This window comes from Nocardioides ultimimeridianus, from assembly GCF_054777895.1.
Map to the genome: position 1 here is coordinate 184583 of NZ_BAAHAB010000023.1, position 18833 is coordinate 203415.

Annotated in this window: 18 protein-coding genes; 6 read left to right on the plus strand and 12 right to left on the minus strand. The window is 73.6% G+C overall.

Annotated features, from left to right (window positions below):
• Nucleotides 1-58: 58 nt before the first annotated feature.
• The 6 genes from ACYU8V_RS21475 to ACYU8V_RS21500 all read right to left on the minus strand — a co-directional run bounded on the left by ACYU8V_RS21475 (nucleotide 59) and on the right by ACYU8V_RS21500 (nucleotide 4542).
• A complete protein-coding gene (locus ACYU8V_RS21475) occupies nucleotides 59-526 on the minus strand; it encodes an adenylyltransferase/cytidyltransferase family protein (protein WP_460850277.1) in 468 nt (155 codons plus the stop codon).
• A gap of 10 nt (nucleotides 527-536) precedes the next feature.
• Nucleotides 537-1514: a DUF808 domain-containing protein gene (locus ACYU8V_RS21480; protein WP_460850278.1), complete on the minus strand. Its 978-nt coding sequence runs from the start codon at nucleotides 1512-1514 to the stop codon at nucleotides 537-539.
• A gap of 4 nt (nucleotides 1515-1518) precedes the next feature.
• Nucleotides 1519-2544 (minus strand): SIS domain-containing protein, encoded by a 1026-nt coding sequence (locus tag ACYU8V_RS21485; RefSeq protein WP_460850279.1) that lies wholly within the window; start codon nucleotides 2542-2544, stop codon nucleotides 1519-1521.
• Nucleotides 2544-2714 carry a Trm112 family protein gene (locus ACYU8V_RS21490; protein ID WP_460850280.1) on the minus strand — a complete coding sequence of 57 codons (171 nt, stop codon included), beginning with the start codon at nucleotides 2712-2714 and terminating at the stop codon, nucleotides 2544-2546. The genes ACYU8V_RS21485 and ACYU8V_RS21490 overlap by 1 nt, the downstream gene beginning before the upstream one ends.
• Nucleotides 2711-4090, minus strand: coding sequence for a phosphomannomutase/phosphoglucomutase (locus tag ACYU8V_RS21495; RefSeq protein ID WP_460850281.1), 1380 nt, complete (start codon nucleotides 4088-4090; stop codon nucleotides 2711-2713). Before ACYU8V_RS21495 ends, ACYU8V_RS21490 begins: the two co-directional genes overlap by 4 nt.
• An 83-nt stretch (nucleotides 4091-4173) precedes the next feature.
• Nucleotides 4174-4542 (minus strand): DUF3499 domain-containing protein, encoded by a 369-nt coding sequence (locus ACYU8V_RS21500; RefSeq protein WP_460850282.1) that lies wholly within the window; start codon nucleotides 4540-4542, stop codon nucleotides 4174-4176.
• Nucleotides 4543-4592: 50 nt separating this feature from the next.
• Between ACYU8V_RS21500 and ACYU8V_RS21505 the strand changes: the two genes are divergently transcribed.
• On the plus strand, nucleotides 4593-5024 hold the full coding sequence (locus ACYU8V_RS21505) for a metallopeptidase family protein (protein WP_460850283.1): 432 nt from the start codon (nucleotides 4593-4595) through the stop codon (nucleotides 5022-5024).
• A 16-nt stretch (nucleotides 5025-5040) separates the two neighbouring features.
• Here ACYU8V_RS21505 and ACYU8V_RS21510 read toward each other — a convergent pair whose 3' ends face one another.
• Genes ACYU8V_RS21510 through ACYU8V_RS21520 form a run of 3 tightly spaced genes read right to left on the minus strand, consistent with a single transcriptional unit; the run spans nucleotide 5041 to nucleotide 9641 of the window.
• The gene (locus ACYU8V_RS21510; protein WP_460850284.1) at nucleotides 5041-6465 is read right to left on the minus strand and encodes a DUF5719 family protein; all 1425 of its coding nucleotides are present in this window, start codon (nucleotides 6463-6465) and stop codon (nucleotides 5041-5043) included.
• Nucleotides 6462-9335, minus strand: a complete 2874-nt coding sequence (locus tag ACYU8V_RS21515) for a glycosyltransferase (RefSeq protein ID WP_460850285.1) — start codon at nucleotides 9333-9335, stop codon at nucleotides 6462-6464. The genes ACYU8V_RS21510 and ACYU8V_RS21515 overlap by 4 nt, the downstream gene beginning before the upstream one ends.
• 51 nt (nucleotides 9336-9386) lie before the next feature.
• The gene (locus ACYU8V_RS21520) at nucleotides 9387-9641 is read right to left on the minus strand and encodes a WhiB family transcriptional regulator (protein ID WP_460786665.1); all 255 of its coding nucleotides are present in this window, start codon (nucleotides 9639-9641) and stop codon (nucleotides 9387-9389) included.
• A 229-nt stretch (nucleotides 9642-9870) separates the two neighbouring features.
• On the opposite strand from ACYU8V_RS21520, the gene cofD reads away from it, so the two are divergent.
• Genes cofD through ACYU8V_RS21535 form a run of 3 tightly spaced genes read left to right on the plus strand, consistent with a single transcriptional unit; the run spans nucleotide 9871 to nucleotide 12676 of the window.
• Nucleotides 9871-10905 carry a 2-phospho-L-lactate transferase gene (gene cofD / locus ACYU8V_RS21525; protein ID WP_460850286.1) on the plus strand — a complete coding sequence of 345 codons (1035 nt, stop codon included), beginning with the start codon at nucleotides 9871-9873 and terminating at the stop codon, nucleotides 10903-10905.
• A gap of 4 nt (nucleotides 10906-10909) precedes the next feature.
• Nucleotides 10910-11845 (plus strand): coenzyme F420-0:L-glutamate ligase, encoded by a 936-nt coding sequence (locus ACYU8V_RS21530; protein WP_460850287.1) that lies wholly within the window; start codon nucleotides 10910-10912, stop codon nucleotides 11843-11845.
• 48 nt (nucleotides 11846-11893) lie between these two features.
• A complete protein-coding gene (locus ACYU8V_RS21535; protein ID WP_460850288.1) occupies nucleotides 11894-12676 on the plus strand; it encodes a DUF3105 domain-containing protein in 783 nt (260 codons plus the stop codon).
• A gap of 197 nt (nucleotides 12677-12873) precedes the next feature.
• On the opposite strand, the gene ACYU8V_RS21540 is transcribed toward ACYU8V_RS21535, so the two are convergent.
• Nucleotides 12874-13950, minus strand: coding sequence for a mannose-1-phosphate guanylyltransferase (locus ACYU8V_RS21540; protein ID WP_460850289.1), 1077 nt, complete (start codon nucleotides 13948-13950; stop codon nucleotides 12874-12876).
• Nucleotides 13951-13988: 38 nt separating this feature from the next.
• On the opposite strand from ACYU8V_RS21540, the gene ACYU8V_RS21545 reads away from it, so the two are divergent.
• On the plus strand, nucleotides 13989-14711 hold the full coding sequence (locus tag ACYU8V_RS21545; RefSeq protein WP_460850290.1) for a TIGR03089 family protein: 723 nt from the start codon (nucleotides 13989-13991) through the stop codon (nucleotides 14709-14711).
• A 27-nt stretch (nucleotides 14712-14738) separates the two neighbouring features.
• On the opposite strand, the gene ACYU8V_RS21550 is transcribed toward ACYU8V_RS21545, so the two are convergent.
• Together ACYU8V_RS21550 and ACYU8V_RS21555 are read right to left on the minus strand one after the other, a co-directional pair.
• On the minus strand, nucleotides 14739-16871 hold the full coding sequence (locus tag ACYU8V_RS21550) for an FG-GAP-like repeat-containing protein (protein ID WP_460850291.1): 2133 nt from the start codon (nucleotides 16869-16871) through the stop codon (nucleotides 14739-14741).
• A gap of 239 nt (nucleotides 16872-17110) precedes the next feature.
• Complete coding sequence (locus ACYU8V_RS21555) at nucleotides 17111-18394, minus strand: hypothetical protein (RefSeq protein ID WP_460850292.1); 1284 nt, start codon at nucleotides 18392-18394, stop codon at nucleotides 17111-17113.
• A 68-nt stretch (nucleotides 18395-18462) separates the two neighbouring features.
• Here ACYU8V_RS21555 and ACYU8V_RS21560 point away from each other — a divergent pair.
• On the plus strand, nucleotides 18463-18833 hold a 371-nt coding region (locus ACYU8V_RS21560; protein ID WP_460850293.1), incomplete at its 3' end, for a hypothetical protein.

Consider the following 18833-nt stretch of genomic DNA (forward strand, 5'->3'; position numbering starts at 1 on the left):
CCTTAAACGGTGGGTGGGCCCCGGGTCCCATCTCCGGGGCACTCAGCCGACCGAAGTTCTAGGAAAGGTCCCTGTAGTGGTCGAGGAGGCCGGTCAGGGTGCTCACCGCGCGCTGCAGCTCGTCGAGATGGCCGGCGTCCAGGCCGCCGAGCATCTGCTTGATCGAGGTGCTCGAGACGCCCTTGGTGCGCGGCAGGTAGACGACCTCGCACAGCTCGGTCAGGTCGTCGAACTTGCCCGTCCAGTCGTCGCCCATCACGAACACGTCCACGCCGTGCTCGACGATGTCGGTGCGCTTCTGCTCCCAGGAGTTCTCCGGGATGACCAGGTCGACGCCCTTGATGGAGGACACGATGTCGGCGCGGTCCTGGTAGGACACCACCGAGGTCTTGCCCTTGCCGGCGTTGAACTCGTCGGTCGAGACGCCGACGACGAGCCGGTCCCCCATCGCGGCCAACCGCTCGATCAGCCGCAGGTGGCCGACGTGGAACAGGTCGAAGGTGCCGTAGGTCAGGACGGTTCGCATTCGACGGAGCCTAGTGGTCGGAGTCGCCGGCCCGGTCGGCGTGGCGGCGGTTGCGCGGCAGCAGGTGCAGGGCCAGTACGACGATCGCGCCGATCACCAGGCCCACGACCGCCGAGACGGCGGTCGCGCTGAGCCAGGCCAGCGTCGGGCCGAGCACCGGGACGTCGACATGGTGGTGCACGGTGTGCTCGAGGTGGTGCAGCGCGTCGTACGGACCGTGCCAGCCGACCTCGCTGGACTGGGCGATGAGGATGTGGCCGCCCACCCAGAGCATCGCGACGGTGCCGATGACGGCGATCGCGGCCAGGACGTGCGGCATGGCCGCGACCAGCCCCGCCCCGAACCGGGCGACCGCCCCGCGGCCGCGCTCGGCGAGGGCCAGGCCCACGTCGTCCATCTTGACCAGCAGCCCGACGACGCCGTACACGCCGACCGTGATGACCAGCGCGACCACCACGAGGACGGCGAGGCGCGCCCAGAAGCCCTGGTCGGCCACCGAGTCCAGGGCGATCACCATGATCTCGGCCGAGAGGATCAGGTCGGTGCGGACCGCCTGCTTGATCACCGTGGCCTCGTCCGGCGCGGTGACGGCCGGATCGGGGGTGGCGAGGTCGCCGACGTGGTCGTCGTGGTGGCTGATCCGCTCCCAGACCTTCTCGGCGCCCTCGAAGGCGAGGTAGGTGCCGCCCAGCATGAGGATCGGCGCGAGCAGGTCCGGCAGGAACTCGCTGAGCAGCAGCGCCACCGGCAGGATGATCAGCAGCTTGTTGCGCAGCGAGCCGACCGCGATCTTCCTGATGATCGGCAGCTCACGGTGCGCGGCGATGCCGTGGACGTACTGCGGCGTGACCGCGGTGTCGTCGATGACGACGCCGGCCGCCTTGGTCGTCGCCTTGCCGGCCGCAGCCCCGATGTCGTCCATCGAGGCGGCCGCCAGCTTGGCCAGGGTCGCGACATCGTCGAGGAGCCCGAAGAGTCCGGCAGACACGGCGTCAGTCGTTGACCAGGCCGAGGCGGAGGTACTCGGCGGCGTAGGTGCCGCTGAGCAGCAGGGAGGCGTAGCGCGCGACGTCGCCGTCGGCCTCGGCGGAGACGGTCTCGACCCGGACCCCATGGGTGCCGGCCGCCGCCTCGAGCCGCGCCCGCTGCTCGAGCACGACCGGCTCGTCGGCGCCGTCGTCGAGGATCAGCAGCACCGGCCGGAGGTCGCCCTCCTCGTCGGCGAACGGGTCGTCGAACACGGTGCGCGGCCGGGCGGCCTCGATGACCGGGAGCAGGTGCTCGGCGTCGCCGGCCAGCGCCGTGCGGCCAGAGGTACGCCGGATCGACTCCGCCACGCGGCGGGCCGCCCGCGCGGCGAGCACCGAGCCGCCCCACACCAGCGGGTTGGCGTCGGCCAGGGCGATCGCGAGCATCTTGGCGGGGTTGATCGACAGGTCGCGGCGCGGGGCGCAGTCGATGGCGACCGCGTCGAGGGCCTCAGCGACGGCGTCCGGGCTGGCGACCGGGCCGAGCGCGACCTGGTGCAGGAAGGAGAGCATCGCGACCGCGATGGCGAGCTGGTCGCCGGTGCTGGTCGGCAGGATCGTGGCCCACTTGGACCCCGTGTGCTCGGCGACCATCGAGCCCGGCGGGCACGCCACCACGAGCTGGCAGCCGCGGCGCGACGCCTCGGCCACGGCGGAGGCCGCGCCGGGGTCGTTGCCCTCGGGGGCGAGGACCACGACGAGGTCCAGCGCACCGGCCCAGCCGGGCAGCGAGGGGTTCGGCCACGCGACGAACGGGACCGGGCACACCGGCTCGAGCACCGCACGCAGCAGCCGCGAGTCGGGCCCGGCGGCGATCACGGCCCGCGGGCGGGCGTCGGCCGCCCGGGCCACCGCCTCGGCGATCGCCTCCGCGGAGTCGCCGACCTCCCGGCGTACGCGCGCACCGGACTCGGCGAGGGTGCGGAAGCGGACGTCCGCCGCCCCCAGCGCGATCTCGTCGTCCAGGCGGGACTCGTCGAACCAGACCATTACGGGCGCCGGGCCTCGTCGACGAGCAGGACCGGGATCCCGTCCACGACCGGGTAGGCCAGCCCGCACGTGCCGCAGACCAGCTCGTCGCCGGCCGGCGCGACCGTGCCCCGGCAGTCGGGGCAGACCACGATGTCGAGCAGCTCGGCGGGCAGCCCGGCGGCGCTCATGCCGTGCCCCGGATGATCGCGAGGACCTCGTCGCGGATGGTCGCCATGGTCGCTTCGTCCCTTCCTTCCGCATTGAGCCGCAGCAGCGGCTCGGTGTTGGAGGCGCGCACGTTGAACGCCCAGTCGGGGTGGGTCACGCTGAGCCCGTCCAGGTGGTCCAGGTCGACGTCCTCGCGGCCGCCGTAGGTCGCCTCGAGCCGCGCCAGCACGGCCTGCTGGTCCTCGACGGTGGAGTTGATCTCGCCGCTCATCGGGTAGCGCTCGTAGGCCTTCAACAGCCCGGACAGCGGCTGGTCGGACTCGGCGAGCGCCGCCAGCGCGTGCAGCGCGGCCAACATCCCGGAGTCGGCGCGCCAGAAGTCGCGGAAGTAGAAGTGACCGCTGTGCTCGCCGCCGAAGATGGCGTCGGTCTCGGCCATCGTGGCCTTGATGTAGGAGTGGCCCACACGGGTGCGGACCGGCTTGCCGCCGTGCTCCTCGACGATCTCCGGCACGGCACGCGAGGTGATCAGGTTGTGGATGATCGTCGCGCCGGGCTCCTTGGCGAGCTCGCGGGCCGCGATCAGCGCGGTGAGGGTGGACGGCGAGACCGCGACCCCCCGCTCGTCGACCAGGAAGCAGCGGTCCGCGTCGCCGTCGAAGGCCAGGCCGATGTCGGCCTTCTCGGCCAGCACCCGCTTCTGCAGGTCCACCAGGTTGGCGGCCTCGATCGGGTTGGCCTCATGGTTCGGGAAGGTGCCGTCGAGCTCGAAGTACATCGGCACGACCTCGACCTGGTCCCCGAGCCGCGCGAAGACCGCGGGCGCGGTGTGCCCCGCCATGCCGTTGCCGGCGTCGACGACCACCTTCAGCCGCCGGCCGGAGACCGGCGCGAGGGCGAGTAGGTGGGCGGCGTACGCCTGCAGCACGTCGGTGTTGTCGATGCTGCCCTCGCGGCCGCCCGGTGCGGGCGCGGCGCCGGAGGCGACCCGGTCGCGGATCTCGGCCAGGCCGGTGTCGACACCGACCGGCTGCGCGAGCGCGCGGCACATCTTGATGCCGTTGTACTGCGCCGGGTTGTGGCTGGCGGTGAACATCGCGCCAGGCAGGTTGAGGTGCCCCGAGGCGAAGTAGAGCTGGTCGGTCGAGGCCAGGCCGATCATCGTCACGTCGGCTCCCGCGGAGGTCGCGCCGTCGGCGAACGCGCCCGCGAGGCCCGGCGAGCTGGGGCGCATGTCGTAGCCGACGACGAGGGCGTCGACCCCGAGGACCTCGACGTACGCCGCGCCGGTCGCCCGGGCGAGGTCCTCGTCGAGCTGGTCCGGCACCGTGCCGCGCACGTCGTAGGCCTTGAAGACCTTGGTCAGGTTGTCCGTGGAGGTGGTGCCACTGGGCATACGACGGACCCTAGTGGATGCCGCCTGAGCCGTCGTACGTCAGTGCTGGGTCAGTGGTGGCTCAGTGCTGGGTCAGTGGTGGCTCAGTCGGAGCTGAGGACCCGCAGGTGACCGCGGCGGGCGACCTCGCGACCGGGCTCCTGCGGGCGCTCCACCTCGATGGGGGCCCGCTGGATCAGCGGTCGGCCGGCCTCGCGGACGGCGTCGGCGAGGGCGAGCAGGTCGTCCTCGGAGGGCTGCGGCTCGCGGGAGCCGAGGGCGAGCCGGACGACCTCCCAGCCGCGAGGCGCGGAGAGCCGCTCGCTGTGCACGTCGCACAGGTCGTAGGCGTGCGGCTCGGCGTAGGTCGCCAGCGGACCGAGGACGGCCGTCTGGTCGCCGTACACGTAGGTCAGCGTCGCCACGGCGGGACGCTGACACGCCGTACGGGAGCAACGCCGGGCCAGACTCACGTCGCGAACGCTACCGCTCCGTCCCTCGCGCGGCGGATAGGCTCGCGGTCATGGATCAGGGGGCCCGGCGACGCGATCGTCGCGGCCGTGGACAGCGCGGGCCCGCGGTCCTGCCCTCGGCCCTCTCGCCGCAGCCGCCGCTGACCCGCCTCCGGCGCGAGGCGTTCGACCGCACGGTGCTCGACATCGTCACCGAGATCGACACCCGGTGGGCCGAGCACCTCGGCCCGATCGAGTACGCCGTCGAGGACATCCCCGTGCTCCCCGACGACTGGAAGGACGGCCAAGTGCCGCTGTCGTCGGTCGTACGCCGCAAGGGCGCGCCGACGCGCCTGGTGGTGTTCCGCCGGCCGGTCGAGCACCGCTGCCGCGACCGCGCCGACGTCGAGGCCCTCGTCCTCACCGTGATCGTCGAGCAGGTCGCCGACATCCTGGGCATCGAGCCCTCGCAGGTCGACCCCCGCTACGTCGACGAGGACTGACGTCCGCCGTCGTACCTCACTCCGGGACGACCGCCGGCACGGAGGCGGTGGCCACCGTGTCGCGGATCGGGACCACCGAGCCGCCGCTGCGGGTCGAGGTGACCAGGCTCGCCGCCACCGAGGTGTTGCGCGGGTCGAGGGTCACGATCGCGGCGCTCCGCGGCAGCACGACGGAGACGCCGGCCTGGGCCGTGAGCGGCACCGCCTTCTGGATCAGCACGCGACCGGCCGCGTTGCGGACCGTCACGTTGACCACGCCGGTGCGCAGCGCGCCGGCGAGCACCAGCCGGGACGCGCCGTCGGGGACGATGGCGGCCGTCGGCCCGGTCACCGTGGGCGACATGCCGACCACGCTGAGGTCGCCGCCCACCATGCCGCGCGAGGTGGCGAACAGCGGCTGGTCGGACTGCACCACCAGGCCCAGCATCCCGCTCAGCGCGGTCTTGGGCACGACGGTCCGCAGGGGGACGCGCACCAGGCTCTGCGCGGGTACGACGACGGGCTTGGTGCCGGTCGGGGTGAACACCGACTCGCCGTTGACCACCCGGATCGTCGCCTGGGCGTCCTCGTCGCCCGGGTTGGCCAGCATCAGCGCCTGGCCGGTCACCGTGGCGCCCAGCAGCACTCCGTCGGTCGAGGGCTCGTCGAGCTCGGGCAGGTGGTCGCTGACGACCGGGGCGCCACCGAGCCGGTCGTAGCGGTGCTCCACGCTCACGCCCACCCGGCCCCGGGAGACCAGCACGTGGGCGGCGAGGGTGAGCCGGTTCGGCGCCTTGCGGCCGAGGTCGACGGTCACCGCGCGGTGGCCGGGCACGACCATCCCGCGCAGCGCGGAGGCCTCGGTGGGGCCGTTCGGGCCGAGCAGGTCGATGTCGACGACGGCCTGGCCGCCGTCGGGGTTGACCAGGGTCATGACCGAGTCGTTGACGGCCGAGGCCCCGATGCCGACGTACCACTCGTCGTAGGCGGGGGTCAGGCAGGCGGCGGCCGCGTCGGGCTCCCGGCGCCCGGCCACCAGGCCGGGGGCGGCCGCGCCGGAGGCGGTGATGACCGACGTACCGGCTCCGCCGACCCGGCCGGGGCGGTCCAGGGTCGCGGTGACGGAGCTCCCCGCTCCCAGGAGGCCACCGGCGCCGGGCCGGCTGACCCGGACCGGGCCACCGGCGACGCGGGGCGCGCGCGCCACGAGGACCGGCTCCGCGTGCGGGTGGAGCGCGGCCGGACACACCAGCGTCGCCGAGGTGAGCGCGGTCGAGACCGGCGGGAGGCTGCCCGCCGACGGGTCGCTGCCGCCACCCACTGCGGCCAGGGCGATCGTCGCCACCGCGGGCAGCGCGACGGCGAGGGCCACCAGCAGGTCGATCTTGCGGCCGCCGCCGGAGCGGCGGCCCGGAGCCGTGGCGTGCGTGTCCGCCCGGCGGGTCGAACGCGGCTCGGTCATGACCGGCTCCTTCGGATCTCGGGCAGGGCGAGGACGACGACGACCACGGTCGCGACGAGCTGGACGACGAGCAGCAGGATGCGCGGCCAGTCGCGGGGCCCTGCGGTCGCGTCGGCCGGCGGCTGGCCGACGACCTCCCACGCCCGCGTCTCACGGTCGGCCGTGCTCGCGCGGACCAGGCCGGCGGTGGCGTCGAGGCGCTGGGCCACGGCACCGTCACCGGGCGCGGGCTCGACGATGTACTCGATGCCGCGCTCGCGCAGATCGGCGACCGCCGTCGGCGACGGCACCGTGACGAGGTCCTGGAGCACGCTGTGGACGGCCGCCGAGGCGGGCGTGAGCGCCTCGATCTCGTCCTCGCCGACGGTCGGGCCGTCGCCGCGGACCACCTGGTAGCGCAGACCGTCGGCGACGCTGCCGCGCAGGACGAGGATGCCGAAGCGGTCGCCCCGCTCGGCCTGCTGCTGCATGAACACGGGGACGCCGGTGTCGGCCTCGGCGGGCAGCTCGTTGCCGCCGCCGATCGCGAACCAGCCCAGCCCGGCGACGGGTACGGCGATGGCGGCGACGCCGCACACGGCGACGGCACCCTGCGCCACCTTCGGGAGCACCACGTCGCGCAGCGCGAGCGAGCCCAGCAGGATCGCCGTGAGCCAGGCGCCGCCGAGCACCAGCACGATCGCGCCGAGGCCCGGCTGCTGGTGCTGCAGGCCCGGCAGCGTGAGGGTGATCCGGCCCATCGGCAGCGCGACCACGGCGGCGACCGCGGCGACCAGCCAGCAGACGACGACCCCGGCGCGGGTGGCGCGCGGGATGAGGGCGAGCAGGGCGAGCACGGGGACGAGCACCCCGAGCCAGGCCGGCGCACCGACGCCACCCAGGCGGCCCAGGAGCAGGTCGACGCCGCTGGTCGGCGCGGTCGGCCAGCGGCCGATGTCGAGCAGCAGGCCGGCGCCGGCGCCCTCCCACAGCGACGGCAGCCACCACGGGGCCAGGAGCACCAGGGGCAGCGCGAGCGCGGCGACCGGCGGGCCCCAGACCGACCGGTCGGCGACGGCGGCGCGGACGACCACCGTGGCCAGGCCGAGGACGGCGCCGGCGAGCAGCAGGAACAGCCACCACATCAGCGGCGCGAAGGCGGTGAGCAGCGCGAGCAGCAGCCCGGCGCGCCAGGCGGCCCGCCAGCGGCGCTCGGGGGCGGGCTCGGCGAAGCCGAGCGCGGCGTGGCCCATCCACGGCAGCACGGCGGCCGCGACCACGACACCCCAGCGACCGCTCCCCCAGGCGCCCGCGACGAGCGGGATCAGCGCGTAGCCGGTCGAGGCCCACAGCAGCAGCCACCGGTTCGCGCCGCGCGGCGACACCAGGCGCCCGACCACCCGCAGGAAGCGCCACGCGCCCCACAGCGCGACGGGCGCGGCACAGATGAGCAGCAGCGACATCGTGAGTCCGGGCCCGAAGACGGTGCCGAGCAGCGCGAGCGGGGCGACGTACGCCGGAGCGGGGACGCCGGTGCCGAAGCCGATCGCGTGCCAGCTCTCCAGGTGCAGCGCCCACCAGGTGCCGCGGCCCGTGGGCGCCGGGGAGAGCGCGCCGCCGGCCACGTCGCCGAAGGCGCTGCGCGCGCCCACGACCAGCGCGAACCCGACCACGGCGAAGGCGATGGCGAGGGGGCTGGTGAAGAAGCGGACGATCCAGCCGGTGTCCTCGAAGTCGTCCTCGTCGGTGCGGTGCCGCGCGGCGGCCTGCTGGGCGGGGTCCTTCTCGGCGGCGGCGATCCGGCGCCGCTCGGCCACGTCGGCGGCCTGGTTGCTGGCCGCGGCGAACAGGTCGACGAGGAAGTCCAGCCCGTGCCGGTAGGGCACCCACCAGGCGGGCAGGAGGCGGCGTACCCGCTCGCGGTCGTAGCGGGAGCCCGAGCGGGAGCGCCGCACCCGGCGGGCGGAGAGGATCTGGAAGGGGTGCGCGAGGACGGCCAGCGCCGCGGCGAGCTCGTCGAGCGCCTCGCCGGCGCTGCGCACCACCAGGAACCCGATCATCCGCACCAGCGAGCCGAGCAGAAGCCGCAGGCCCTGGAACGGCAGCCACGCGGGGTGGCAGTTGGCCAGCAGCGTGTAGATCGCGGCGCGCCGCTCCTGGTAGTGCGTGTGCCGGCCGGTCAGCGGCGTGCGTCGTACGCCGCGGTGCGCGGACTCGGCGTGGAAGACCACCGCCTGCGGGACGATCAGCGCGGTGCGGCCCGCGGCGGCGGCCCGCCACCCCAGATCGATGTCGTTGCCGAACATCGGCAGCTGCTCGTCGAAGCCGCCGAGCTCCTCGAGGACCGTGCGGCGGATCAGCATGCCGGCGCTGTTGACCGCGAGCACCTCGCGGACCTCGTCGTGCTGGCCCTGGTCGTACTCGCCGCGCTCCAGGCCGGTCTCACGACGTCCGGTGCCGCTGATCGTGACACCCAGCTCGAGCAGGCGCTTGAGAGAGGGCCACTCGCGCAGCTTGGGGCCGAGGATGTCGGCGTCGGGGCGGGCCTCGGCGGCCGCGAGCAGCGCGGCGAGCGCACCCGGGTCGGGGTTGGAGTCGTCGTGGAGCAGCCACAGCCACTCCGGCTCGTGGCCGTTGTCGGCCAGCGCGCCGGTGGCGAGGGCCACCGCGCGCGGGTAGGAGGTGGCGCTGTCGGCGCGGAGGACCGCCGCCGGGATCGCACCCGCACCGAGCCCGGACTCGATCAGCTCGGCGCTGTCGTCCTTGCTCCCGGTGTCGACCGCGACGACCGAGGAGATGGGCGCGGTCTGCGCCGCGATGCCCGCCAGAACCGGCCCCAACCAGGAGGCGCCGTCATGGCTGACCAGGACCACCGACACCGACGCTGACACGACCGCTCACCCTACGTGGCGTGGGGTGAAGCGGTCGAACCAGCGTCCGCGTCAAACGGCCCTTTTCTTGAGCTTGCGGCGCTCACGCTCGGAGAGCCCGCCCCAGATGCCGAACCGCTCGTCGTTGCCGAGCGCGGCCTCCAGGCACTCGCCACGGACCTCGCAGGTCTGGCAGACCTTCTTGGCCTCGCGCGTCGAGCCGCCCTTCTCCGGGAAGAATGCCTCGGGATCGGTCTGGGCGCACAGCGCGCGCTCCTGCCAACCGGTCTCCTCGGACTCCGCCTCTACGAGAAATAGTTCCCTCACGGTTCCGCCCCTTTCGACCCCAGGCGGATGATCCGCCTGCGTAGTCGTCCCCGTCGGAAGCGCCTGTCGAACTTCCCCTGTCAACCGGCCACGCCGGAGAACGACATAGATGAAATTACACGCATGTCATACCCGTGAGTCAACCCCGAACCCTGCTATAACCCGGCAGTCCCGTACCGGATCAGGCCTCCGTCCCGGTCGATCGGACCGGTCGGGCAGAGTTCTCCCCATGGTTGACCCCGTGCGCAGCGAGCCGATCCGACGCCTGACGGTCCTCTCCGGAGGCATGGGCGGGGCGAAGTTCCTGCAGGGTCTCCTGCACGGCATCCGCAGCGGCACGCTGCCCGGCGTCGCGGCCGACGCCGTGGTCACCGTCATCGCCAACACCGGCGACGACTGGTGGGTCCACGGCCTCAAGGTCTGCCCGGACCTGGACACCGTGATGTACACCCTGGGCGACGGCATCGACCTCGACCGGGGCTGGGGCCGGCGGGCCGAGACGTGGAGCGCGAAGGAGGAGCTGGCGGCGTACGGCGTCGAGCCGACCTGGTTCGGACTCGGCGACCGCGACATCGCCACCCACCTGGTGCGCACCCAGATGCTGGAGGCCGGCTACCCGCTCTCCCAGGTCACCGAGGCGCTGTGCCGGCGGTGGCTGACGCCGGCGTACGGCGAGGCGCTGCGCCTGCTGCCGATGACCGACGACCGCGTGGAGACCCACGTGGCCGTCGCCGACCCGTCGACGCCGAGCGGCAAGCGGGTGGTGCACTTCCAGGAGTACTGGGTGCGGCTGCGCGCCGAGGTGCCCGCCGAGACCGTCGTCGCGGTCGGCATCGAGAGCAGCACGCCGGCACCCGGCGTCCTCGCGGCGATCACGGACACCGACCTGGTGATCCTGCCGCCCTCGAACCCGGTGGTGTCGGTCGGCACGATCCTCGGGGTGCCCGGCATCCGCGACGCGGTCCGCGCGACGGCCGCCCCGGTCGTCGGGCTCTCCCCCATCGTCGGGGAGTCGCACGTGCGCGGGATGGCCGAGCAGATGCTGACCTCGATCGGCGTCGAGGTCAGCGCGGCCGGGGTCGCGCTGGACTACGGCGCCCGTGGCTCCGGTGGCGTGCTGGACGGCTGGCTGGTCGACTCGCGCGACGCCGCGCAGGTGGAGCGGGTGACGGCGGCGGGGATCGCCTGCGCCGCCGTACCGCTGATGATGACCGACCACGACGCCACCGCGGCGATGGCCGCCGCCGCGATCGCGCTGGTCTGATGCCATGACGCTGCAGGTGAGCGCACCCGACGGGGTGCCGGAGATCGCGGCGGGCACCGACCTGGCCGCGGTGCTGCTGCCGCTGCTCGACCTGCGCGACGGCGACATCCTCGTCGTCACCAGCAAGGTCGTCAGCAAGGCCGAGGGCCGCGTCGTCACCGGGGACCGCGAGGAGTGGATCACCCGGGAGACCGAGCGGGTCGTCGCGACGCGCGGCGCCACCCGGATCGTGCGCAACCGGCTCGGGCTGACCATGGCCGCGGCCGGCGTCGACGCGTCCAACGTCGCGGTCGGCTCGATCGTGCTGCTGCCCGAGAACCCCGACCGGTCCGCCCGGTCGCTGCGGGCCGCGGTCGCCTCGCGGCTCGGCGTGAACGTCGGGGTCATCGTCACCGACACCGCCGGGCGCGCCTGGCGCGAGGGCCAGACCGACATCGCCGTCGGGGCCGCGGGGGTCGTGGTGGCGGAGAGCTTCGAGGGTCGTGAGGACGCCCACGGCAACCCGCTCGTCGTGACCGCGCCCGCGGTCGCCGACGAGATCGCCTCCGCCGCCGAGCTCGCCCAGGGCAAGCTCGGCGCCCGCCCCTGCGCGGTCGTCCGCGGCCGGGCCGACCTGGTGCTGCCGGCCGGCGAGGACGGTCCCGGTGCCGTGGCGCTGATCCGCGCGGACGGCGGCGACCTGTTCGGGTACGGCGCCCGCGAGGCCGTCCTGCGGGCCCTCACCGCCGCTCCCGAGGACGCCGCGCCCTTCGGCTCACCCGCGGCTGCGGAGGAGCTCCTCGCGGCACTGAGCCGGGTCGGCGTGGGCGCCGTGGCCACCGGCGACTCGGTGGAGTGCCCCGGCGACCGGGCCGACGTCGTACGCGCCGTGGGGTTCGCGCACGGCTGGACCTGCTCACCAGACGGTGTCGGTCTCCGCCTCCGCCCACGGCTTCCGTAGACTCGCGCCCGACCGACCCGCCCACCAAGACCTCGAGGTACCGCGACCGTGGCCAAGCCCAGCAAGTCCGAACGCTCGGAGCGCCAGAAGGTCATCGACGACATCCGGCGCAAGCAGAAGCGCGCCGCGAACCGTCAGGGCACGATGATCGTCGCGATCTGCGTCATCGTGGCGCTGGGCATCATCGGCGCGGCGGCGTACAAGCCGATCAAGAACTGGGCCGAGAACCAGAAGTACAAGGGCAAGTCGCTGAGCGAGATCGGCGCGGCCGCATCGGTCTGCCAGCCGGTCATCACCCGCGACGCCGGCAAGGCGCAGCAGCACGTGGCCGAGGGCACCACGGTCACCTACGACTACGCCCCGCCGGCGTACGGCAAGCACTGGAACGTCGCGGGCGTCGCCCCCGCTCCCATGGAGCAGCGCTTCTACAGCGAGAACGACCCCATCCGGCTCGAGCAGCTCGTGCACAACCTCGAGCACGGCTACACGATCCTCTGGTACGACGAGACCGCCGCCAAGAACTCCGACTTCATGGACCAGATCAAGGGCATCGCCCGGGTCCTCGACGTGAACGACACCAACAACCGGCTCTCGTTCAAGGCCGTCCCGTGGACCGCCGCGGACCAGAAGCAGGTCAAGAAGGGTCAGCCGACGACCTTCCCCGACGGCGAGCACATCGCCTTCACGCACTGGACCGCCGGTGCCAGCGGCAAGCCGCTCGGGGTGTGGCAGTACTGCTCGGCCCCCAGCGGTGCCGCGCTCCAGGACTTCATGAAGAAGTACCCCTACACCGACGCGCCCGAGCCCATCGGCGGCTACCAGATGCAGTGAGTCGGCGCGAGCGCGTCGCCGCTATCGGCGCCTTGCCTGCTGATTGGCGCGAGCCCGTCGCCGCTATCGGCGCCTTGCTCGCACGCGGTTGTCTCGCGTAGGTCCTGCCTTGGCCTGGCGGCAAGACTTCGGCGCTCCGCCCCCGGTCGCTGGTTGAGTAGGAGCGAGCGCCAGCGAGCGACGTATCGAAACCACCGTCACGTCAGGTCGGTGCGGCCGTTCTCCTTGAGCGCGGCGACGACCGACTTCACGGCCTGGGCCCGCTCCCGCGTCGTGACCAGGAGGGCGTCGGGGGTGTCGATGACGACGACGTCGTCGAGGCCGATGACGGCCACGAACCGCCCGCCGCCGGGGACGACCAGGCCGGTCGCCTCCTCGGCGTGCAGCAGGCTCTCGTCGCCGAGGACGGTGAGCTCGTGGCGGTCCCCGAGCAGGCCGGCGAGGGAGTCGAAGTCGCCGACGTCGTCCCAGTCGAACGCGCCCGGTACGACGGCCACCCGGCCCGCCGCGGCGGCCGGCTCGGCGACGGCGTGGTCGATGGCGATGCGCGGCAGCGTGTCCCACAGCTCGCCCAGCCGCGAGGGGTCGGCCGCGATCGCGCGCAGGCTCTTCGCGAAGTCCGGGTCGCGCTCGCCGAGCAGGTCCAGCAGCACCGTGGGTCGTACGACGAACATGCCGGCGTTCCAGCGGAAGTGCCCGGTCGCGACGTACTCCTGCGCCACCGGCACGGACGGCTTCTCGACGAACTCGACGACCCGGTAGGCCCCGTCCAGCCCGGGCAGCGGGTCGCCCTGGTGGATGTAGCCGAAGGCCGAGGAGGGGAACGTCGGCTCGATGCCGATGGTGACCAGCCAGCCCTCGCGGGCGGCGGCGACGGCGCGGCGCACGGTCTCCCCGAAGAGGTCCGACTGCGCGATCACGTGGTCGGCCGCGAACGAGCCCATCACCTCCGCGCCCTGCGCCTCGAGCACCGCCGCGGCCAGCCCGATGGCGGCCATCGAGTCGCGTGCGGAGGGCTCGGCCCACACCGCGTCGGTCCCGAGGGAGCCCAGCTGGGAGCGCACGGCGTCGCGGTGGCGCTCGCCGGTGACGACCAGGAAGCGGTCGCCGGCCAGCGGGGCGAGCCGGTCGTGGGTCTGCTCCAGCAGGGTGCGCCCCTGCCCGGTCAGGTCGTGGAGGAACTTCGGCGACCCGGACCGCGACAGCGGCCACAGCCGGGTGCCGGCTCCCCCGCAGGGGATGACCGCCCAGAAACCCTCGATGCTCTCGGACATGCGGCCGACCCTAACGGGGCGCCTCCTAGGCTCGGACCGTGGCCACACCCGACACCTTCGCCGCCGTCCTCGCCGAGCGCCTGCGCCACGACCCCGGCCAGCCGCTGGTCACCTTCTACGACGACAGCACCGGCGAGCGCGTCGAGCTGTCGGTGACGACGTACGCCAACTGGGTGGCGAAGGCGGCCTCGCTGCTGGTCGACGAGCTGGGCCTGGAGCGCGGCGACACGATCCGCATCGACCTGCCCGCCCACTGGCTCGGCACGGTGTTCCTCGGCGCCGCCTGGACGGCGGGGCTGGTGCTGACCGAGGACGACGCCCCGCAGGCGGCGGTCTGCGGCCCGGAGACCCTCGCTGCGTGGGCCGGGCGCACCGCGACGACCGAGGTGCTGGCCTGCTCGCTGCTGCCGCTGGGCGTCCGGTTCCGCGAGCCGGTTCCGGCCGGCGTCCACGACGTCGGGATCGAGGTCTGGTCCCAGCCCGACGCCTTCATCCCGTACGACGCCCCCACCGGCACCGATCTCGCGGTCGAGCCCGCGCTCACCCAGGCCGAGATGCTCGGAGCGGCCGCCGCCGGGAGTCTCCTCACCGACGGCGGCCGCCTCCTGGCGACCGCGAACCCGGCTTCCCCACCGGGGCTCGCGGCCTTCCTCGAGCCGCTCGTTCGCGGCGGCTCGCTGGTCCTGGTCGCTCAGGCCGACCAGCCGAGGCTCCAGGCGATAGAACACGCCGAGCGCACGACCGGCCGCTTCCCTGCCTGAGCGACCAGGACCCGTCTTGCGGGGCTGTCAACCGAACAGGTTGTACCCCTTCGCGTAGCCCACCGGGATCGGCGTGCGCGGGGTCCGGCTGGTCGTGCCCGGCACCACCCACATCCGGCCGGCGAGGTCGCGGACCACGAGGTCGGTGTGCCCGTCGTCGTTGGCTGAGGACACCGCCACCACCTGGTCGTACGGCGAGGCGTCGAACGCGAGCGTCTGCGTTCCCCGGATCAGGCCGGGTCCGTTGCCGTAGTACATCGTCAGCGTCGAGCTCGACGTACGGACCAGAACGTCGGGCGCGCCGTCGGCGTCCCAGCGGCCCACGCCCATCTGCTTGCGCACGGCGAGGTGTCCGTAGACGGCGTACCCGCGACCGACGCCCGCGGTGCCGTAGCCCGGGAAGAGCCACATCGGGCCCGTGCTCGTCTCGCCCATCAGGTCCGGGTGGCCGTCGCCGGTGAAGTCGCCGACCGCGGCGAGCATCTGCACGCCCCTCATGGCCGAGGTCAGCAGCGTGGGCGCCGCGAAGGTGCCGCGACCGGTGCCGCGGTAGAGGTAGAGGTCCTGCGGGTCGGCCTTGCGGCGTACGACGACGTCGCCGTGGCCGTCGCCGTCCCAGTCGCCGACCTTGAGCACCGTGGTGGCGCCGGTCAGGTCGATGCCGGTGTCGATCGGCGTGCCCAGCTTCGGGACGCCGTCGGAGTTGACCGTGATCGGCAGGATCATGCCCTCACCGTCGTTGGTGCGCCGCGCGATCAGGTCCGGGCCCGAGCTGCCGGCCAGGTCGGAGTGCAGCCCCCGCTCCGCCCAGCTGGCCTGGATCTGGGTGGCCAGGGTGCGGATGGTCGGGATCTTGGCGTAGAGGTACTTGCCCGGGCACAGCGTCTGGCCGGCGTCGCGGTGACCGTTGATCGCGTTGAAGTAGCGCTTGGTGACCCACTGGTGGGTGGAGCCCGCCTTCACGCCGGCGAGCGAGAGCTTCCAGGCGAAGAGCGCGGCGTACGCCTGCACCATCGCGGTGGTCGGCTGCACCTCCTGGTAGTTGCCGATCGCGGAGGCGGCGAAGGAGTCGTCGTTGTAGCCGAGCGTGTGCGCGCCGACGGGGTCGCGGTCGACGCCGCCGTACCGGCCCTCCCAGATCCGCCCGAACCGGTCGACCAGGTAGTTGTAGCCGATGTCGCTCCAGCCGCGGACCTGCGTGTGGTAGTAGTAATCGGCCCGGATCAGGGCCGGCACCTGGTCCCGCGTGTAGTTGTTGGCCTGGACGGTGTGGTGGATGAACCCGGCGTGCACCTGGCCGTAGTGCAGCGAGGACGGGTCGCGCATGCTCTCGTCGGCGCCCCACTGGGCCCGCGAGTAGATCTGCGGCTTCGGGGTCACGCCGGCGGCCGTCAGGGTCGAGGTGGCCGGGGTCGTGGTCGTGGTGGTGGTCGTCGAGGTCGGGGTCGTCGTACGACGCAGCACGGCCTGCTGGTCCCCGGCCGTGCCGTCGAGCTGGGAGGTGTCGATGGCCGGGCGCTCGAGGCGGGTCCGGGCCGGCGTACCGGGGTCGATGACCGACAGCCGCAGGCCGCTCGGGGTGGCGCGGCGGCTGGTGACCCGCACCTGCACCCGGTCGACATGACCCACGAACAGGGCCTCGGTGCCGGGCCGCTCGTCGCGGGCCTCGGCGGTGCCGGCGTCCGGGGAGATGTCGTCCCTGCCGAGGGAGGTCCAGCCGGTCCAGGTGGTGCCGGTCCGGGTGCGTGCCTGGATCGTGAGGTCCGACCAGCGCACGGACTGCCCCGGCGCCCAGGTCACGCCGACCGCGCCGAAGTCCTTGACGGGCAGCGCGCGGGTCAGGATCGAGGTGCCGCCGCGCGGCGAGACGCGCGGGGCGAACGTCGAGCGGCTCGTGGCGCCGAGCGCGTAGGTGGCGACCTTCGCGTGCACCGGGCCGGCCGGGACGACCGACGGGGTGACGCTGGCGCGGACGTACGCCGAGAGCGTGGCGGGCGCGGCCGCCGAGGACTCCCCGCCCAGCGGCATCGGCCGCACGTCCATGGTGATCGTGCGGGCCGCCGGGGTGAGCACGGCGAGCACCACGGCGAGGGCCAGCAGCTGCTGGCACAGGGTCACGAACCGGGTGCGTAGCGCCCGCGGCGTCGGCTGCTCAGACATGACTGCTGCTCCATCGTGTGGGGGGAAGGAACCACACGAGCAGCAACTTTCACACCAGTCACACCCGTTGGGAAGAGTTCGTGAGTAACTACAACGTTGTAATTTCCACTCGACACGCCGACGAAAGTGAGATTCCTCGAGAATCTCATCGGCCAATTCGCCGAATCGTGAGTCGTGGCGCGCCGAAAGTGGCGTTTCGGCGCGCCACAGCCGGCGATTAGCGCTGGAGGGGTGCGTCGTCAGGAGGCGCGGGCGGTACGGCGCCGGCGGGCCTCGTCGCGCGCCTTGCGCAGCCGGATCAGCCCGTCGGCGTACAGAACCAGGTCGGAGACCGCGGTGGCGACGGGGTCGGGCGTGCTCCCCCAGTTCGCCGGACCCACCGAGGCGCGGCGGAGACGGCGCTTGAACTTCTTGGCCCGCTCGGGCTGGAACAGGCGGCGCGAGCGGCGGTCGACCAGCCGGCGCAGCCGCCGCAACCCGAACTCGGCGGCCTCGAGCAGCTCGGCGTCGGTGGGCGGCTCGTGCCGGTCCTCGACCGCGTGCGAGTCGAGCGGCACCACCGGCAGGTCCGCGAGGTCGCCGTGGACCCGGACCCCCGACGCGGCGACGGTCCTGCGGATCGCGGCGTTCCAACGCAGCGCGGCCTCGAGGGTGGGCCGGTCCAGGCGCGCCCGCCGCTCGGCCGCGCGCCGCCGCCCCAGGGTGTGGTGGCCCAGGTCGTCCTTGACGACCGTGTGGTGGCGGACGCGCTCGATCTCGATGATCTCGTTGACCCGGCGGACCAGCTCGGCCGACGGGTACCCGAGCGACTCGTTGGCGTTCTTCCCCGGCTCGGGCGCGACCGCGGGGTCGACGCCGACCACCTCGCAGAACAGCTCCCAGAGCCGGTCGCGGGGCGCATCCGGGCCGGGCACGACGATCACGTGGATCCGCTCCGGTGGCAGGACCGAGGTCCAGACCCGCAGGATCCGGGCGATGTTGATCGCCTCCTGGAAGCGGACCGCGGTGGGCAGCCGCACCCGGCTCAGGACGGCTCCGCCGGCACCCCGCCCACCGGCCGACCACCGGAACGCGACCCGGAACCGTGGCCAGGTCACGGTGCCGCCGCTGGTCACGGTGGTCTGCCACAGCGCCGGTACGACGGCGGCGGTGTCGCGCACCGTCAGGACCACCTCGACGTCGCAGCCGGCGAACGACTCGACCGCCCGGCGCGCCTGGGCGCGGTTGGCGAAGGCGAAGAACTCCATGGTGAGCAGCGAGGTGGGCGTCGGCGCGACCCGCACCTCGTCCACGACGGCCTGCCAGCGGCCGGCGTTGCGGCGCTGCAGATCGGCGTCGCCCTTGCCCATGCCGAGCAGGTCCTGGACGCCCCACACGACGTCGGCCCAGCGCAGGCCGGGCATCGACACGCCCGCGGCCTGGAGCGTCTCGCGGTTCGCGTACGCCTTGCCCTGCAGGTAGGTCGTCCCGGTCTTCATGGCCCCGATGTGCAGGACGACCCTGCGTCGCGCATCGCTTGCCACGGCCGCCACTTTAGTGGCTGCTCGGTGGCTGCGCGGAGCCGGCCGGGCGGCCCTCTACCCTTGGTGCCGTGCAGCGATCCCCGACCCAGGCCTCCGGCCGCGCCTGGGGATGGCTGGCCGCGCTGCTGGACGGCTCGGTCGCCCCGTGGCGGGAGTCGACGGCCACGGCCGAGCCCCGGCTGCCGTTCTTCCCGGCCGCGCAGCAGCTCGAGGCGCTGCGCCGGCTGAACATCGCGGCGGCCGCCGCCGGCCGGCGGGTCTCCCCCGACCTGGCCCACGCCCTGCTGGTCGACGGCATCACCGACCGCAACCGCGGCGACCTGCGCCTGGTCGGCGAGGACGAGTGGGCGTTCGGCCCGCCCGCCGTGCGTCCCAGCCGGCTGCCCGCGCGCGACCTGCTGCCGGTCGTGGCCGGCCCGCTGGCCCGCCGGCTCGCCGT

What these genes read in the sequence shown, in the direction of transcription:
- ACYU8V_RS21475 (WP_460850277.1), bottom strand. Translation starts at nt 526, where the DNA reads ATGCGAACCGTCCTGACCTACGGCACCTTCGACCTGTTCCACGTCGGC.
- ACYU8V_RS21485 (WP_460850279.1), bottom strand. Translation starts at nt 2,544, where the DNA reads ATGGTCTGGTTCGACGAGTCCCGCCTGGACGACGAGATCGCGCTGGGG.
- ACYU8V_RS21490 (WP_460850280.1), bottom strand. Translation starts at nt 2,714, where the DNA reads ATGAGCGCCGCCGGGCTGCCCGCCGAGCTGCTCGACATCGTGGTCTGC.
- ACYU8V_RS21495 (WP_460850281.1), bottom strand. Translation starts at nt 4,090, where the DNA reads ATGCCCAGTGGCACCACCTCCACGGACAACCTGACCAAGGTCTTCAAG.
- ACYU8V_RS21505 (WP_460850283.1), top strand. Translation starts at nt 4,593, where the DNA reads ATGGATCAGGGGGCCCGGCGACGCGATCGTCGCGGCCGTGGACAGCGC.
- ACYU8V_RS21510 (WP_460850284.1), bottom strand. Translation starts at nt 6,465, where the DNA reads ATGACCGAGCCGCGTTCGACCCGCCGGGCGGACACGCACGCCACGGCT.
- cofD (WP_460850286.1), top strand. Translation starts at nt 9,871, where the DNA reads ATGGTTGACCCCGTGCGCAGCGAGCCGATCCGACGCCTGACGGTCCTC.
- ACYU8V_RS21530 (WP_460850287.1), top strand. Translation starts at nt 10,910, where the DNA reads ATGACGCTGCAGGTGAGCGCACCCGACGGGGTGCCGGAGATCGCGGCG.
- ACYU8V_RS21540 (WP_460850289.1), bottom strand. Translation starts at nt 13,950, where the DNA reads ATGTCCGAGAGCATCGAGGGTTTCTGGGCGGTCATCCCCTGCGGGGGA.
- ACYU8V_RS21550 (WP_460850291.1), bottom strand. Translation starts at nt 16,871, where the DNA reads ATGTCTGAGCAGCCGACGCCGCGGGCGCTACGCACCCGGTTCGTGACC.